Here is a 14,365-nt window from a genome sequence, read left to right on the forward strand (position 1 = left end):
CTAAAAGACGAACAAAGTTGAGACTTGCTTCGCAAGTCCTATCCGCAACCTCAAAGCAGTGCTTTTGTTGCTTCCTCCCAGAAGCTCTATCTATAACCTCAAAACCTCCATTGGAGCTTTTGAGCAATCGGCTGCCGCGTCAAGAGTTTTTTACCAAAACAAAGCGAGACTGAAGGACTTTTTTCTCAGCCTCAGCTCTTATAGGATTGTGCTGTTCCGAAAGTCCTGCAGGTGCTCTTCTAAATCTCGAAGCATGGCTCTGCGGCCTTTAAAACGCTCATTCCCCAGCAGCCGCTGATAGTTTTCCTGCCCTTGAGCATCCAGTGTTTCTTTATAATGACCGATAGCTTCTCGGAATGCTACTAATTCATCCAGAAAAAGCTCTTTAGACTGGAGCCGATGACTGATGTCGCTCACTTCCTCATAGGGCTGCCGGTCCAGTCTGCGTTTCTGGCTTTCCTGTTTGCGGATGATATCATGGATATGGTTTCGGAATTTGGTTTTAAAGTAACGGTAGAGTTTGCTCTCATCTTCTTCAATCCCAGCTTCCTGCTGCAGCAATTCATATAGTACCAACATGCCTTCCTGCTCCCAGTCGCTCTTCTCCCATAGATGCACATAATAGTTTTTTTGGCATTTCCAGACAATCCACTTAACTTTATCATAGGTTTCTTTAAAGTCCATAGGGCCTCCTCAATTAATTGTTAAGAACAGTATAACGAAAAGATCTGTCTGAATGGAGGTCTGTCTCTCAAAAGACTGTTTTCAATCCTCTTCTGCCCCTCATCTGCCATTTTAGGTCAGTTCAGGCAATTTTTCAGTCATTTGAGGGAGAAAATATCAGGATTGTCCGAAAAACTACTCTATTTTTAACAATTCATTTAATGTGTTCGGTCCACAGCCATCGACTTCGCCGCCTCATTGCTAAAAAAAGTCTTTTTGTGCGCCTCTCAGAGAGCTGACGAAAGCTTCGTTTTCTTTATCTGCTAGCTCAAACAATCTAGCAGACTGCTTTGAGCAATCAGCTACCGCGTCAAGAATTTTTTACTAAAACAAAGCGAAACTGAAGGACTTTTGTCACAGCCTCTGTATAAATAGGGCAGCGAATGGAGCTTCCGCAAGGTAATGTCAGCTGTACTGGCTTTGCGGCTGATGCAAGCTTTGCTTGCCTTATCTGCAATCCGGAGCTGGGACAACTGTACCTAATTTCATCTATTTCTATCGTTTGATTGCAAGACGCAGTACGAGCTAAAAAAGTAATAACAGATAAACTAAATGACGGTAAATAAGAAAACACCTGGAAAGGTTGCTATCATAGCCTTTCTAGGTGTTTTTGTTAACTGAAAAAAGACTGAAGAGAAGGCCTGATACAGAACTCTCTTCAGTCTTGTCTTGCTAGCTCCGCCAGTAGGACTCGAACCTACGACATCATGATTAACAGTCATGCGCTACTACCAACTGAGCTATGGCGGATTAGATAGTCCGTACGGGATTCGAACCCGTGTTACCGCCGTGAAAAGGCGGTGTCTTAACCCCTTGACCAACGGACCTCATATGTCCTTTTTTGAACATATTCCATTATATCAGCTTTTCTTCCTTTGTCAATCATTATTTTATGAAAATGATAAAAAAGTTGGAAAATTCTCCAACTTTTTTATTCTGATTCTTTTTCATCCATTTTAGACTTGATTTCATCATAAGAAAGAGCATGTGCTTCTTTCTTCAAATCTTCCTCTGCTTCTTCAGGCATTTTTCCTGTTTCATAGAGAGATTTAATTTGATGGCTGTCCAGCGTCTCGTATTTAAGAAGAGCTTCTGCAATCAGCTTATGGGTTTCGCGGTTGGACTGGATAATATCTGCCGCCTTGTTGCGAGCTTCATTCAGCAATTCCCTGACTTCTTCATCAATTTCATAAGCAGTCTGCTCTGAAATTGATTTTTGCGGACTGGCTGCTCCAAACATAGCATGATTTCCTTCGTACTGCACAGGACCCAGCTTCTCGCTCATCCCGTATTCAGTCACCATGCTGCGAGCCATCTGAGTAGCCTGTTCAAAGTCATTGGAAGCTCCAGTAGTCTGCACATTGAAAATAATTTCCTCTGCTACACGGCCGCCCATAAGACCAGCCAATTGCTCTTTCATATCCTCTTTGGACAAAAGCATTTGATCTTCTTTCGGCAGGGCAATCATGTACCCGCCGGCACGGCCACGGGGAACAATCGTCACCTTATGAACCACGCGCGCATTGGATAACACCAAGCCAACGATAGTATGCCCAGCCTCGTGATAAGCGACCATTTGGCGCTCATGCTCTGAAATAGCCCGATCTTTCTTGGACGGTCCTGCAATAACGCGGTCTTCTGCTTCATCAATATCATCTGCATCAATCACCTTTTTATTGCGGCGGGCCGCAACTAAGGCAGCTTCATTAAGGACATTTTCCAAATCAGCACCGACAAAGCCTGGTGTCTGCTGTGCAACCAATTTCAAATCAACATTTTTAGCCAGCGGTTTATTTTTAGCATGGACGCGGAGAATAGCCTCACGCCCTTTGACATCCGGACGGCCAACCAAAACTTTTCTATCGAAACGGCCTGGACGCAGCAAAGCAGGGTCTAATACATCAGAGCGGTTGGTAGCTGCTATCACAATGATGCCTTCATTGCCTTCAAAACCATCCATCTCAATCAAGAGCTGGTTGAGGGTCTGTTCACGCTCATCATTTCCACCGCCAAGACCAACACCGCGCTGACGGCCGACCGCATCAATTTCATCAATGAAAATGATAGCCGGAGCTGCTTTTTTAGCATCTTCAAAGAGAGAACGCACCCGGCTGGCACCGACACCGACAAACATTTCAACGAAATCAGAGCCCGAAATACTGAAGAAGGGAACACCGGCTTCGCCAGCCACTGCCTTAGCCAGAAGGGTTTTACCGGTTCCCGGAGGGCCTTCAAGGAGAACACCAGCCGGAATCCGAGCACCAAGTTTAGTATAACGCTTGGGATCTTTCAAGAACTCAACCACTTCTACCAGTTCCTGCTTTTCTTCTTCCGCTCCTGCTACATCAGAGAAACGAACCTTGATATCTTCTTTATTAGCTGCACGCGCCTTGTTGCGGCCGAAGTTCATAGCACCGCGGGCGCCACCGCTGCCGCCTTGATTCATCATGGACATAAAAAAGAAGATAACAACCACAAAAGGAACAACGGAAGTCAAAATGGTAATCCACATACCACTTGAACTTTCACGCCTGATGGTGATTTCTGTCTTATGCTCAGAAGCCAGCTTTTGCAAATCGGAAACTGTAATATCTGACGGCAGAATAACACTGGTAAACCGCTCTACCATAGAAGCTGCCGGTGTGAAGAACTGAATGCCTGAGGTGTCTTTTGATTCTTTGGCAGTCTTATAAGTACCTGCAATTTCAATGACGCTGCCGTTTGGCTGGTAGCTCATCTCCTTTACATTGTTATTGGTAATTTCATTCACCAATTCTGTATAATTAATTTGCTGGCTGCGCCCTGCAGAATTCCCTGAAAAGAAATACTGAAATCCTGTGACCAAAACCACAATAATCAGAATATATAGAAAGGGATTTTTTATCAATCCATTGTTTTGCTTATTTTTCATCTATAATAGTAAACCTTTATTTTGTATAAACTTCTTCTTTTAGAATACCGACATATGGAAGATTGCGATATTTTTCATCGTAATCCAGTCCATAGCCTACGACAAATTCATTTGGGATAGTAAAACAGGTATAATCTGCATCAATCTCTACAACACGGCCTTCTGGCTTATCCAAAAGAGTTGCGATTTTGACAGAGGCTGCTTTTCTTTCCTTAAACAAATCACGAAGATTTTTTAAAGTCTGGCCGGTATCAATAATATCCTCAATAAACAGAACATCACGCCCTGCAATATCTTGGTTGATATCTTTAATAATGTTAATGACACCGCTGCTGGCTGTTCCGCCATGATAGCTGGACACCAGCATGAAATCCAGCTCAATATGGGTATCAATATGCTTAATCAGCTCTGCCATAAAAGGAACAGAGCCTTTTAAAATTCCAACAAAAATCGGATTTTTTTCTTGATAGTCCTTCGTTAACTGCTGACCAAGTTTTTCAGCAGCAGCAGTAATTTCTTCATGAGAAACCAATACTTTTTTTATATCTTGTTCTAGCATCATTTTACCTATCTAATTTCTGAATGTAAAGTACAGTACCCATTATATCATTTTTTAAGCCCTTACTCAAATCACTGACAGCAATATTTGGAATGGCCAGAATCTGCTGGTTCTGCTCTACAATAACAGCCGATTCCCGCTCCTCCAAGGACAGTTTTCGCTCTATAAAGAGACGGCGGACTTTTTTATGACAGCCGTTCAAAAGCAGTACATCTCCCGACTGCCTGTATCGCAGAGTGACAGGGGCATGGGCTGCTACAGAAACCTGCTCCGTATCTGCTCCCTGCAAAGGAAGACCGAATGAAAACCGATAGTCTCCAAATTGAATAAGATTATCACATTCTAACAGAATTGAATCCTTTTTTAAATCGGGCTTCCGACTGATTTTTCGGATTTGAAAATGGCTGTAGTCTTTTACTAATTCATACCCTGTCTTTAAAGGATGAAGATAATTGGCTTTCGTCCTTAATATCTGCAGCACTTCTTCAAACTGCTGCTTGCTTAATGTTAAATCCGGAAACTGCGCAAGATAATCCTGCAGCAGAAAAACCTGCACTGGAAAAATCTGCTGATGAAACACCGCCATATCGGTTATATCCATCTCTTTCGTGAAATAAGCCAGAGCAGCCTGCAGATGTCCTACTTCCTGCCCCATATCCAGCAAAGCTTGCAGAAATTGGGGATTTTCCTTTTCCAAAGCCGGCAAATAGAGATTGCGGATACGATTTCTCAAATAATCATTTTGGAGATTGCTGCTGTCCTGAAAATGATGGACAGGGGGGAAATCCTTCTTGTGAACATGCAGCAGAGGCCGAATCAGCTGACCGCCTGCAAAATCCTGCACTTCCTGAATACCTGTCAGATGACGGAGACGGGAACCGCGCAGCAACCTCATAAAGATCGTCTCTGCCTGATCATCTGCATGGTGGGCTGTAACCAAAGCAGTACAGCCTTGAGCTTTCATGACCTCAGCAAAAAATTGATAGCGAAACTGCCGGCCTCTGGCTTCTGAAAACATACCTGAAAAACTTGATGTAAAAATCTTTACACCAAGCTTTTGGGCAATTTCTGACAGCTCTTTTTCTTCATCATCTGACTCCGGCCGCTGCCGGTGATTGACATGGGCAATGACCAGCTCAATATCCAGTTCCCGCTGATACTGATACAGGAGATGAAGCAGTGTCATAGAATCAAGACCGCCGGAAACTGCCAAAAGAACCCTTTGATGATTCTTGAAGTATTCTTTTTTCTGAAATTCTTTCAGAAATTCTTTTTGCATCATTTAAGAACTCCATAAACATCATCAGCAATGCGGGAGATTGTGTCATAGTCTGAATGATTCGTCAAAACAGCAATCACAAAAGGTGAATCTGTATAAACAACAGCCACATCATGCTTGAAATCGTAGGCATCACCGATTTTGTGGGCAACTTTGGCATCAATATTCTTAGAAATTCTCTGATTGTCATAATTGGTCTGTGACAGCGCTTCGATAATCATGCCATTCTGCTCATAAACAGCTTCCATGACGCGGCCGGCCATTCGTGCAGAAGCCTGCCTATTTTCCACATCCCACTTTTTGCCGGCGATACTCTCAACAGTCTGCTGAAATTCCTTATCAGACTGATTCGTTGCATAATAAGCTAAAATATTATGCGCTACGTTATCCGATTCCCTAGCAACCCGGCTGATTAAGTCCTGAACAGAATACTCCTTGTCATCAGCCGACTTCGCAATGCTGCCGCTTCCTTCAGGCTCATAGGCACCGGCAAAATCATTCACAGCGGCAATATATTTCAGCTTTTGGTCCATAGAAAGTTTTTCGCTCTTCAGCTCTTCCTGAACATAATAAAGATAGGGAAGCTTCGTAACACTGGCCGAATACATCTGCAAGTCAGGATTTATCCCAGCTTCTTTGCCTGTTTCCAGCTGTTTAACATAAATAGAGTAATCTGCTTTGTTGTATTTACTGCTCAGGATTTCCTGAACCTTATCCATACGGTTATCCGTTTCTGATAGAAAATCCACAGAAATCCAGCTCTGGTCTTCTAACTGAGCGAATTCTCCTTTGGCTGTCTGCGCCCGCTGAAGAACTTTAACCTTGCTATAAGCTGGCAGTTTGCTGGCAATTTTTTTGGCACCGTTGACAGGAATTTTATCATAAACAGCGGCATTCGGTTCCAGCCACATTTCCTGACTGACTTCCTGCTGCGACTGAACAGTGTCTTCATAAATAGCATTCTTATCAGCAGGGACAAACTGGCCGTTTTTTAATTTAAAAACCGGAGTGCCTTCTTCATTGACATGAAATTCTGTCAGCTGAAAAGGTTGGTCGGGAAGCAATTTCCCGGCAGTCTTGCTTAAAGAAGCATCTGTAAAAGTCGGTGTTTCTTTATAAACATTAGGGTTGGCCGGGATACTGTCATAATACCGTCCGTAAGCAGTGCTGGTAAAATGGTATTTTTCTTCTTCATTTAAGATAAAATCATTCTCAGTACTGATAACTCTGATACTGCTAAATAAAGCTGGCAGTAAGAATATCAGCAAAAGCAACTTACGCATGACCGCCCCTTTCCTTTGGATTTTCTTCTAGTTTTAAAGCTTGATTCTTTTCAGACAGTTCTTCTAATTTTTCATCCGAAAAAGATAAAAACTGCTCAATTTTTTTGATTAAATCTTCCATAACGCTTCTTACTGCGGCAGCAAATCGGGAATCGTGTAAATATACTCACCATCTTTAGAAAAAGAGTATTTGGCACGGGCATATTTAGCTGCATAGCTGTCATCCTTGAGCTTGCTGGCAATGTCAGACTGATAGATTTTTTCCTCACTCAGCTCCTGGTACTTCTTTTGCAATTTTGTATACTGCACACGACGTTCCAGCAAGGTTTGATAACTCTGGTATAAATTATAGGTTGGCAAAATAAAGAGAAGAATGACCAAAATCAATACCCATCCCATAAAACGATTGCGTTTGCGGCGTTCTTCATCAATATATCTGCGGCGCTGATTCTCATCCTGAATAAAACGATTATTCAGCTGAACAATATTTTTAGGCATCTTCTTCTATCCTTGTTTCACTGATGATTTCATACATTTTAAGGGCATCTTCTTTTTTAGTGCTGTCCTTCATTTCTAGCACCTTGACTGTCAGAAGCTTCGTACCAAAACGAATTTCAACCAAATCATTGATTTTTAAATCAGTCGAGCTTTTAGCCAAGACTCCATTGACTTTAATCCGTCCCTTGTCAGCCACTTCTTTGGCTACCGGCCGCCGTTTGATAAGGCGCGACACTTTCAAATATTTATCTAATCTCATCATCTACCTCAATTTCTCTTAATATTCTATCACGTTTTGAGAAAAATACAGCGGAAAAAGCCAAACTTTACCGAATTGTAACCTTTATTCTGCTTTTCGCTGCTTAATTTCCAGCAATTTTTCACCGAAACGAAGGAGCCCTTCCAGGATCTCATAGTCTTTTTTGCGGTTTACATCAAAAATCACTTCAATCAGGCCCTGCTGCTCGCCAATTCTTGCTTTGAGCTGAGTGGCTGATAAGGCTTCAAAATAATCCTGAGTCAGGTAAAGCTGCTGAGAGATTTTTTCAAAGCGGACAATCAAAGACTGCTGTCTGCGTTCAACCAGCTGAACAAAAGAACGGTCCAGATAGGACTTTGTCAGACCGATCTCCAGCAAATAAGCCACTACATCTGGGTATTCTCCAAAGCGGTCCATCAGTTCGTCCTGCAATGTTTCGTAGTTTACACGGCTGTCAATCTCACGGATCCGTTTGTAAATTTCAATTTTCTGACGTTCATCTGCAATATAATCACTAGGAAGATAGGCATCAATCTGCAGATTGATTTCAGCATTGCTCTTCTGACGCTTCTTTTCCTTTCCTTGTTTTTTGGCAATAGCTTCCTGCAAGAGCTGGGAGTACATTTCAAAACCAACAGAATCAATAAAGCCAGACTGCATACTTCCCAAGATGTTCCCAGCTCCGCGGATGGATAGATCCCGCATGGCAATTTTAAAACCAGACCCCAATTCTGTAAAACCTTTGATAGCTTCCAAACGCTTTTCAGAAACCTCTGTTAAAATCTTATCGGGCCGATACATGAGATAAGCGTAAGCAATGCGGTTGCTGCGGCCAACCCGTCCCCGAAGCTGATACAAGGTGGACAGCCCCATATGGTCGGCATTTTCAATAAAAAGGGTATTGGCATTGGGAATATCGACTCCCGTTTCAATAATAGTGGTCGTGACTAGTAGATCATACTGACCATTGACAAAGTCGAACAGGGTGTTTTCCAGACGAATCTCACTCATCTGACCATGAACATAGCCTATAGAAGCTTCCGGAATCAATTCCCTCAGTTCTGACACTTTCTGCTCAATCGTGTCAATCTTATTGTAAAGGTAGTAAACCTGTCCGCCCCGATCTATTTCCCGCAGCACAGCCTCTCGGATAACCGTTGGATTGGTTTCCAAAACATAGGTTTGAACAGGATAGCGATTGGTTGGCGGTGTCTCGATAACAGATAAGTCTCGAATCCCCAGCATAGACATGTGGAGGGTTCGCGGAATCGGTGTTGCTGTCAAGGTCAGAACATCAACTTTCTTTTTTAGCTCCTTCAGTTTTTCCTTGTGCTTAACCCCAAAACGCTGTTCCTCATCAATGACAATCAGGCCCAAATCAGCAAATTCAACATCTTTGGAGAGCAAACGATGGGTTCCAATGATAATATCTACCTGACCCTTTTGAAGCTTTTCCAACGTCTCTTTCTGTTCTGCCTTGCTCCTGAAACGGCTGAGAACATCTACATGGACGGCAAAATCATTGAAACGTTCTCTGAAGTTAGTGTAATGCTGCTGGGCCAAAACAGTAGTCGGAACCAGTATCGCTACCTGCTTGTGATCATTGACAGCCTTGAAAGCAGCCCGCATCGCCACCTCCGTCTTGCCAAATCCAACATCACCGACCAAAAGACGATCCATAGGCCGGCTGCTTTCCATATCTTTTTTGACTTCTTCAATACTCCTCAGCTGGTCTTCTGTCTCCACATAAGGAAAATCATTGTCGAACTCCTCTTGATGCTGGTCATCAGGAGAAAAGGAGAATCCCTGCAGCTGACTTCGCTCTGCATAGAGCTTGATTAAATCATCCGCAATATCTTCCACCTGATGCTGCACTTTTTGCTTGGTTTTCTGGAAATGCCCATCATTTAATTTATTGACTTTAGGAGTTTTGCCGTCGCTGGCCACATATTTGGACAGCAGATTGATTTGATCAACCGGAATGGACACTCTGTCAGCATTTTGATATTGAATCGTGACATAGTCGCGGTGGACACCAGAAACTTCAATGGTCTCAATTCCCAGATAGCGGCCAATTCCGTGGACATTGTGAACGACATAATCCCCTTTTTCCAGTTCATTATAATCTTTCAGCCGTTCTGCATTGGAAATATGCTGCCGCCGAATCTTTCGCTTCACTTTCTTATGGATAATCTCATGTTCAGTAATGAAGATAATTTTTTCATCAACAAAATTAAATCCCTGACTCAGGCTGCCTTCTATCAGCTGAACAGCTTGTCTATGTATCTCATCTTCTTTCAGATAATCCAGCTGAATACCATATTCCTGTAAATTTTTTTGTAAATTCTGTAAACCCGCAGCAGAATTAGCCTGCAAAATAACAGTATAGTTTGATTTTTTATAACGATTGATTTCTTCCTTTAATAAAGGAAACTGACTGAAAAACTCCTGCATAGGATACTGATTGAACTGATACAGAGCATCAAATTTCAGATTTCCCAAACCTTTATGAAAATTGGAGAAGAAGGTCGCCGGTTTGTAGGTTCGATACTCCTGGTAGTTGCCTGCAAAATAAAGCTGATTGGACATTGCTTTACTGTTTTGTAAATCTTCTGTCAATATTTTTGCTGATTCTAATTCAAACTGAGCATGCTGGTCCATGATTTTTTGAAAATCATCAAAGAAAATGGGCGTGTTTACAGGCAGGTAGTCCAGAATGGTCCATTCTTTCTCATAAAAATAAGACAGAAATTTTCGGATATCAGCATGATGAACCTGCTCTTTGGCACTGACTAAGATTTCTTCAAAGTAGGATTTCAAAGCTGGATCAACAGCCTTTTCTAGTGTTTTCTCCAGATTTTGCTGTCCTCGGAGATAATCGTCCTTGAAGAGAAGGATGTCACTGACCGGCTCAATCACAACACTTTGCATATTCTTCAAAGAAGTTTGATTTTCCGGATTGAAGACCCGAATACTATCAATTTCATCGCCGAAGAATTCCAAGCGGTAAGGAGCTTGACTGGAAGGTTCAAAAATATCTAAAATATCTCCCCTCAGACTGTACTCCCCCTGACTAAGAACCTGGGAAACTTTTTTATAACCTGAATTTGACAGTGACTTGACAAGCTTGTCAAGTTCGTATTCCTGCCCAAGACTTAGTTTTAAACTGGCTTCTTTGAAAACTTTTGGATTGGGTAAGAAAAGACGGCTGGCTGAGACATTGCTGATGAGGATTCCCTTTTTTTCACTGTCCAGCAAAAAATGTAAAGCTTCCAAACGTGCAAAGGTCTTTTCTTGAGATGCAAAAACAAATTCCGCTATAGGGGTGTCGTCTGCCAAAAAGGTATAAACCAAGTCTTCTCCTAATAAGGACATGAGGTCGCTTGCCAGACGCTCTCCCTCATTCTGATTGGAAGTCAGAACCAATAGTTTATCCTGCTCCTCTAAGCTAGAAGCTATCGTGACTGCCTTGGTAGTAGAGGACAAACCCAGTACCAGCTGCCTGCTGATTTTATGCAGATTTCTCTTCCAATCTGAAATTTGTTTGTTTTGACTAAAAAAATCAATCAAGTCCATTGTCTTACCCATTATACTGCTGCATTGTCTGTTCAAAATTACCAGTCTGTAAATAATGATTTACAGCGTTGTCAACCTTATCTATTGTGTTGAGAATCGTGATATAATCATCCTTTTCAAATTTCCCTAAAACATGATGGATGACTGTCATTCCTGCCTTGGGTCGGCCAATTCCGATTTTAATGCGTTTAAACTCTTGGCTCCCCAAATGCCTGATAATTGATTTTATCCCATTATGACCGCCAGCCGAACCTTTGGAGCGCAGACGGATTTTGCCGACTTCCATATCTAAATCATCGTAAATGACCACTAAATCACCTATTTCCAGACCATAATAAGCTAACAAGGCCTGAACCGCCTTGCCGCTTTCATTCATAAAAGTGATGGGTTTGACAAAATAAATCTTTTCGCCCTTCAAGAATGCTGAGGCTATATCTGCTTGGAAAATGCTGTCCCTTGTAAATTTCAAGTCAAGTTCTTTACAAATCTTGTCAATCAGCATGAAACCAACATTATGTTTTGTTTCAGCATATTTCTCTCCCGGATTGCCTAGACCAACAATTAACTTCGTCATATTTCTCCTTTACAAAAGCCAAAAGGGCTGGAAAAAATTCCAACCTTGCTATTATTGAGTTTACACTTCTTTACACATTAAATCTAAATTCCATAATATCGCCGTCCTGTACGATATATTCTTTCCCTTCTTCACGCAAACGGCCAGCTTCTTTGACCGCTTTTTCACTGCCATAATGCACCAAATCGTCATAAGACATGGTAACAGCCCGAATAAAGCCTTTTTCAAAATCTGAATGGATAATGCCGGCTGCCTGCGGCGCTTTCATGCCGCGCTTAAAAGTCCAAGCTCGAACCTCTTTTTCACCAGCTGTAAAGTAGGTGCCAAGCCCCAAGAGATGATAAGCCGCTCGTGTCAGCTTGTCTACGCCTGATTCTGTCAAGCCGATTGCTTCAAGAAATTCCTGCTTATCTTCCTCATCAAGCTCAGAAATTTCCTCTTCTGCACGCGCTGAAATGACGACCACCTCAGCCTTTTCTGTAGCTGCAAAATCACGAATCTGCTGGACATATCCGATACTGTCAGGATCTGCTACTTCTTCTTCACTAACATTCGCTACATAAAGAACAGGCTTGGTTGTCAGTAAAAAGAGTCCTTTGACAACTTTTTCTTCTTCCTCTGTAAAGTCAACAGTCCGCGCTGACAGACCATCCTCTAAAACCGGCTTGATTTTCTGCAGTACATTAAATTCAGCGACTGAATCTTTATCTTTCTGGGTACGGGCCATTTTCTCTACCCGTGCATAGCGTTTATTGATACTTTCCAAATCAGCTAAGATGAGTTCCAGATTGATGGTTTCGATATCGGCCATGGGATCTACAAAGGCCGACTCACGGCCTTGCTCACGCATGACATTTTCATCATCAAAAGCCCGGACTACATGGACAATGGCGTCTACTTCACGAATATTTGCCAAAAATTTATTTCCCAATCCTTCGCCTTTGGAAGCCCCTTTGACAATCCCGGCAATATCCGTAAATTCAAAGGTAGTTGGGACTTTTTTCTGTGGTTTAATCAATTCTGTTAATGTATCCAGACGCGCATCCGGTACTTCTACCCGTCCGACATTGGGATCAATCGTCGCAAAGGGATAATTGGCAGCTTCTGCTCCTGCTTTCGTAATTGCATTAAATAAGGTTGATTTCCCGACATTGGGTAAACCGACAATTCCTGCTGTTAAAGCCATGTAGCTCTTCCTTTCATCTTTTCAATCCAAACCATTATACCATAAAAGCCTTTAGGAAACAGCGGATTTTCTCTAAAAATTCCTCCTTTCTTTACAGAAATGTAAAATAACTTCAATAGTCAATATGGTATAATAAAATTAAGATTTTATTAAAGGAGCACATCATGAAAAAGAATGCTATAAAAACACTTTTTCTTTCTTTTGTTGCAGTTTTTTCCCTCTTCCTCTTGGCAGCCTGCGGCAGCAGCACTAAAAAAGGCTATTTCCAATACATTGACAAGACAAGCATGCGTGACAGCAGAATTACCGTCACCTATCAGGGAGACAAGGTAACAACCAACGAAACCACTAATATTGTTTACTATGAGTCTTCCGGCATGACCAAAGAAGATGTCAAAGAGCAAACAGACTCTTATGCAAACTTGTTAAAAGGCATTAAGGGAGTTTCTTACAAAGTTGAATATAAAAATGATTATGCTCAGGAAAAATTGTCTATTGATTTCAGCAAGGCTAATATCAAAGAACTGCAAAGCAAAAATTTGATTGAGACTTCCGGTAATCAAGAGGCTGACTATATCAGCTACAAAGAAACCCAAAAATTGTTAAAAAATACAGGTTACAGCGAAGTTAAAGACGGCAAATTTGAAAATTTGGAATAACCTAAAAAAGATTTGGATTTTTTTCCAAATCTTTTTTTGCTGCTCTCTATCGGAAGAAGTCCGAAAAAGTCCCTCAAGATTTCTCGTGTCCTGAGGAGCAGGTTCCTATCTGCTATTATCGTCGCAGCAAGTCTGCCTTCATTTTCTCCAATCGACGAAGTTTGGTTTCGTCTTTTTTGGCCTCACTGATATAACGAAGCCATTCTTTTTTGTGGCTGGGCGGCAGGGAAGAAAAATGAGTCCTTGCTTCTCCATCCAGCTTATTTTCAAGCTCCAACAAAGCCTGATTAATATTTTCTGCTGAAAAATCTGTCATCGCTGTCTGCTCCTTTCTGTCAGTCCATCTTTCCAAGGAATAGTATAACATATTTGGCAGAGATTCTAAACTGAAAGCGGAAGCTTCTGTAAAGAAAGAACAGCATGACCGGAATTACGGATTAGGCAGGACTTGGCCATTTCATCTATTTGCTCCAAGCAGCACCTTAGTCAATAACCTTTTTCATTTTTCTTTCAAAATCATAGCGGCTCATCATAACAACATGCTGGCAATTGCTGCAGCGAATCTTAATATCAGCACCCAGACGGGTAATTTCCCATCGGTTGGCCTTTTTGCCAGTTGACTTAATCGTACAGGCATGGGGCTTTTTCATTTCAACAAAAGTTCCAATTTGATACATTTTTTCCTCCTTATGCTCAAACTATGAGAATGCAAACCAGACAGGGACGTGTCAGCAATACTGGAGATTACGGCTGATAAGTCTGTCCTGCCGCCTGAATCTTTCTTCGCTTTCGAGTCTATCGTCTCAGACTGTTGAAGTTAGGCGAGTTACTAACGATAGTTTATAAAAAAGAAAGAAC

14 protein-coding genes and 2 tRNA genes are annotated in these 14,365 nt (G+C 41.9%); 1 reads left to right on the forward strand and 15 read right to left on the reverse strand.

Annotation, left to right across the window (positions count from 1 at the left end):
- Positions 1–198: 198 nt before the first annotated feature.
- The 13 genes from DHL47_RS02425 to ychF all read right to left on the reverse strand — a co-directional run bounded on the left by DHL47_RS02425 (position 199) and on the right by ychF (position 12,848).
- A complete protein-coding gene (locus DHL47_RS02425) occupies positions 199–684 on the reverse strand; it encodes a sigma-70 RNA polymerase sigma factor region 4 domain-containing protein (RefSeq protein WP_128835281.1) in 486 nt (161 codons plus the stop codon).
- A gap of 715 nt (positions 685–1,399) precedes the next feature.
- Positions 1,400–1,473: transfer RNA gene (locus tag DHL47_RS02430), tRNA-Asn, on the reverse strand.
- 5 nt (positions 1,474–1,478) lie between these two features.
- A tRNA-Glu gene (locus tag DHL47_RS02435) sits at positions 1,479–1,550 on the reverse strand.
- 104 nt (positions 1,551–1,654) lie between these two features.
- The gene (gene ftsH / locus DHL47_RS02440) at positions 1,655–3,634 is read right to left on the reverse strand and encodes an ATP-dependent zinc metalloprotease FtsH (protein WP_209550783.1); all 1,980 of its coding nucleotides are present in this window, start codon (positions 3,632–3,634) and stop codon (positions 1,655–1,657) included.
- Between the two features lie 16 nt (positions 3,635–3,650).
- Positions 3,651–4,193: a hypoxanthine phosphoribosyltransferase gene (gene hpt / locus DHL47_RS02445; RefSeq protein ID WP_128835382.1), complete on the reverse strand. Its 543-nt coding sequence runs from the start codon at positions 4,191–4,193 to the stop codon at positions 3,651–3,653.
- Positions 4,194–4,197: 4 nt separating this feature from the next.
- Entirely contained in the window at positions 4,198–5,475 is a 1,278-nt protein-coding gene (tilS, locus tag DHL47_RS02450) for a tRNA lysidine(34) synthetase TilS (protein WP_209550784.1), read from the reverse strand.
- Positions 5,472–6,755: a serine hydrolase gene (locus DHL47_RS02455; protein ID WP_209550785.1), complete on the reverse strand. Its 1,284-nt coding sequence runs from the start codon at positions 6,753–6,755 to the stop codon at positions 5,472–5,474. The genes tilS and DHL47_RS02455 overlap by 4 nt, the downstream gene beginning before the upstream one ends.
- The gene (locus DHL47_RS13510) at positions 6,748–6,876 is read right to left on the reverse strand and encodes an SP_0009 family protein (RefSeq protein ID WP_275945955.1); all 129 of its coding nucleotides are present in this window, start codon (positions 6,874–6,876) and stop codon (positions 6,748–6,750) included. Before DHL47_RS13510 ends, DHL47_RS02455 begins: the two co-directional genes overlap by 8 nt.
- Positions 6,877–6,884: 8 nt before the next feature.
- Positions 6,885–7,253 carry a septum formation initiator family protein gene (locus DHL47_RS02460; RefSeq protein WP_128835272.1) on the reverse strand — a complete coding sequence of 123 codons (369 nt, stop codon included), beginning with the start codon at positions 7,251–7,253 and terminating at the stop codon, positions 6,885–6,887.
- Entirely contained in the window at positions 7,246–7,512 is a 267-nt protein-coding gene (locus DHL47_RS02465) for an RNA-binding S4 domain-containing protein (RefSeq protein WP_128835380.1), read from the reverse strand. Before DHL47_RS02465 ends, DHL47_RS02460 begins: the two co-directional genes overlap by 8 nt.
- An 84-nt stretch (positions 7,513–7,596) precedes the next feature.
- Positions 7,597–11,100, reverse strand: a complete 3,504-nt coding sequence (gene mfd, locus DHL47_RS02470; protein WP_209550786.1) for a transcription-repair coupling factor — start codon at positions 11,098–11,100, stop codon at positions 7,597–7,599.
- Positions 11,093–11,662 carry an aminoacyl-tRNA hydrolase gene (pth, locus tag DHL47_RS02475; protein ID WP_128835268.1) on the reverse strand — a complete coding sequence of 190 codons (570 nt, stop codon included), beginning with the start codon at positions 11,660–11,662 and terminating at the stop codon, positions 11,093–11,095. The genes mfd and pth overlap by 8 nt, the downstream gene beginning before the upstream one ends.
- 70 nt (positions 11,663–11,732) lie before the next feature.
- Positions 11,733–12,848 (reverse strand): redox-regulated ATPase YchF, encoded by a 1,116-nt coding sequence (ychF, locus tag DHL47_RS02480; RefSeq protein WP_128835266.1) that lies wholly within the window; start codon positions 12,846–12,848, stop codon positions 11,733–11,735.
- 164 nt (positions 12,849–13,012) lie between these two features.
- Between ychF and DHL47_RS02485 the strand changes: the two genes are divergently transcribed.
- On the forward strand, positions 13,013–13,507 hold the full coding sequence (locus tag DHL47_RS02485) for a DUF1307 domain-containing protein (RefSeq protein ID WP_128835264.1): 495 nt from the start codon (positions 13,013–13,015) through the stop codon (positions 13,505–13,507).
- A 115-nt stretch (positions 13,508–13,622) separates the two neighbouring features.
- On the opposite strand, the gene DHL47_RS02490 is transcribed toward DHL47_RS02485, so the two are convergent.
- Positions 13,623–13,823 (reverse strand): YdeI/OmpD-associated family protein, encoded by a 201-nt coding sequence (locus DHL47_RS02490; protein ID WP_209550787.1) that lies wholly within the window; start codon positions 13,821–13,823, stop codon positions 13,623–13,625.
- 166 nt (positions 13,824–13,989) lie between these two features.
- Complete coding sequence (locus DHL47_RS02495) at positions 13,990–14,184, reverse strand: DUF951 domain-containing protein (protein WP_209550788.1); 195 nt, start codon at positions 14,182–14,184, stop codon at positions 13,990–13,992.
- Positions 14,185–14,365 lie beyond the last annotated feature (181 nt).

Origin of the sequence: Streptococcus panodentis (assembly GCF_017884005.1) — a bacterium.
GTDB lineage: Bacteria > Bacillota > Bacilli > Lactobacillales > Streptococcaceae > Streptococcus > Streptococcus panodentis.